The organism is Mesorhizobium sp. ORS 3428 (genome assembly GCF_001854785.1).
Lineage (GTDB): Bacteria > Pseudomonadota > Alphaproteobacteria > Rhizobiales > Rhizobiaceae > Mesorhizobium.
This window is the reverse complement of the sequence record NZ_MDFL01000065.1, coordinates 1-2,720: the sequence shown is the minus strand read 5'-3', so window position 1 is coordinate 2,720 and position 2,720 is coordinate 1. Positions and strand designations below refer to the sequence as shown.

Sequence of the window (2,720 nt, the reverse complement as noted above, 5' to 3'; positions counted from 1 at the left end):
GGGATGTTGATGTTGAGTGCATTTTGCATAGCCTTGGACGTCAGGCCTATCTTCCAGCCTATTACCTTGTGGCCCTTGGAGACCTTCCTCTTTACCCACGCAGCCTGGACCGCATATGCATCGTTCATGTCCATGCCGGGATGTTCGAGCGAGAGCAGACCGATCTGTTTGAGTGTGCGCTCAGCTTGATCAAGCCGTTCGGCGGCATTTTCGATGTGATGCTCACTAAGCATTTTCAAACCCCTTTGCGTTAGCTTGGACTCAGAACAGATCGACCCGATGAGCCAAGCCACGGCCCATTTGGCGGATCGGGAATTTGACAAGCTTGYGGGCCTGACTGCATTGGGAAAGCGTCAAGAGTGTTAGCCCGCAAGAAAGGACTCAAGGCGATCGGCGGCCAGCAGCCCGGATAWTGACGCTTCCGCCATCAGACCCGGCTTTATGACATCACCGGCGCGAAGCATTGGAATTTCGGGCAGGGCAAGCGCAAGTTCGTCGGCAATCCAGCTTCGCGCTTCCCRCCCGGCAGCGACCACCAGGAAATCGGGCAACTTAATCATTGACCTCGTCCCGTTGGTTTGAATGACGAGGCCCTCTTCATCCAGCAACTCGACGGTGGTCCTTGACATCATGACGACATGAGACATCTCTCTGAGCTCGTCGACCAGACGCCGCCCGAGGCGTTTTCCCCCGGAATGACCCCATTGTTCGCCCACCTCGATGAGCGTCACCGGGATTCCGGCTCGAGCAATCGTAAGCGCCATACCGACGGCATGCTCATCGCCGCCAAGGATGACGGCCGGGCCCGGGACCGACTGCGGATCGAAATCCTCGATCGTCGCGAACGGCGTGTCGCGCAAACCCGGCACATCGGGAATGAAACTTTGTGATCCAGCCGCCACGATCACCGCATCGGCCTCTAGGGCCCGGATTATGTCCGGCGAGGCTCGCTGATTGAGCACGATCTCGGCTCCCAGTGTAAGCAATCGCCTTTCGAGAGGCGGAATGACGGCGGGGAAGTCATGCAAAAGAGGCAAATGTCCGGCCAGGAGAAGCTGCCCGCCGAGAACATGGCTGGTTTCGAACAGAGTGACGCGACACCCCCGCTCGGATGCCCGTATAGCGGCCTGCAGCCCAGCCAGTCCGCCGCCCACCACCGCCACGACAGGCGGCCGGCCGGGTCGAGGGCGAGCACGCGGAATCAATGTTTCGCGCGCCGCCCGGGGATTGACACTGCAAGCGCTGGGATGATCAACATCGCGCGAGTCCGCRCAATATTGACATGCAATGCAAGGACGGATTTCAGAGTCTTTRCCACAAAATGCCTTGTTCGGCCATTCCGGATCTGCGTGCAGTGCCCTCGATATCGACACGAAGTCGGCGCTGCCTTGCGACAGCGCGGCTTCCGCATCCGCCGGATCATTGAGACGGCCCGAAACTGAGACCGGGATGGTGACGGCACTCCGGATGCGCGCGGCTATTGGAACGTTCACGCCTGCCGGCGAGTCGGCCATAGGAACCGACTTCCATCGGGACTCGTAGGTCCCCACCGCTACATCGATCAAATCGAGGTCGCGCTCCTCAAGCAGGAGGGCGAACCGAAGAACATCATCGAACGTGATCCCCTCGGGGTGGAACTCATCGACGCACAGACGGTAGGCGACCGGAAAGTGCGGACCTACCGCCCTTCGAACCGCTTCGTAGACCTGCAGCGGAAATCTTGCCCGGTTTTCGAACGGGCCACCGAAGACGTCGGTCCGACGATTGTGAAGAGGCGAAAGAAATTCACCGAGCAAGTATCCRCTYGCTCCGTGGAGCTCGACCAGGTYAAATCCGGCTTCCTTGACCCGGGCTGCGGCCGCCCCGAAGTGCCCGACTATCTCTTCGATCTCCGGTTCGGTCAGCGTGTGGGGAGCGTCAAGTAGCCCGAAGACAGGGCAGGCCCGGCCTGACACGCTGACCGGCTGTCGGAAATTGATCGCAGATTGGGCCTGGCGCCCTGCGAAGTTGATCTGCATGCCGATCGCCGCATCGCTCTCATGCGCCGCGGCTGCGACCGCTCGAAGGTCAGGTAGGAAGGTGTCATCATGGACCCCGAGCTGAAACACGCTCCCACGCCCGRCAGGATGAATGAAGGCCGCTTCCGGCAGCAGAAGTCCCGCTCCGCCGCTCGCTCTTTCCCTCACCGATTCAACGAAGGCCAGACCTGGCCGACCGTGGCGGTCACRAAGATTTCTCTCGAGCGGTGCCGCGATAATCCGGTTCCGGGTTGTCAGGGACCCAATCTTACCGTGCGAGAATAGAGCGGTGTACATAGGGGCCACACGATGAGGTGACAGGTTTTGTGAGCGGGCCAAGTGACAAAGCACGACGTTTCGCCGAGTTCCGCAGCGTGACGCATTGGAGCGCACGGAATGTGCGCAAGGCAAAACAGCTAGCGGCGGGGGTGGCATGGGGTGATCGCCACGCCCTACCCATTTCGACAAATTTTCATCCGTGYATTTGTGCCCCGCCGCACACGCTAAGACCCTGTCCCGTGATGTTGCGCGCGCGAGCGCTGGCTAAAAACGCGACGGCTTCGCCGATATCCTCGGGTTCCTGCGCCCTCTTTAAAGGCACGGCGGCTACGCGGCTTTGCCAAACTTCTTCCGCCGTCTTGCCGGTGATAGCCGCCATCTCAACGCACGACTGCTGCGTCAATTCCGACCAGACAAATCCCG

General features: G+C 60.3%; 2 protein-coding genes and 1 pseudogene. All 3 read right to left on the bottom strand.

Features of this window, described 5'->3' with window-relative positions; genetic code table 11:
• A pseudogene (locus ORS3428_RS07725) lies at positions 1 to 233 on the bottom strand (2-oxo-hepta-3-ene-1,7-dioic acid hydratase); the annotation flags it as partial.
• 129 nt (positions 234 to 362) lie between these two features.
• Positions 363 to 2,315 (bottom strand): oxidoreductase, encoded by a 1,953-nt coding sequence (locus ORS3428_RS07720; protein ID WP_172833657.1) that lies wholly within the window; start codon positions 2,313 to 2,315, stop codon positions 363 to 365.
• Positions 2,316 to 2,490: 175 nt separating this feature from the next.
• On the bottom strand, positions 2,491 to 2,720 hold a 230-nt coding region (locus ORS3428_RS07715), incomplete at its 5' end, for an SDR family oxidoreductase (RefSeq protein ID WP_122984379.1).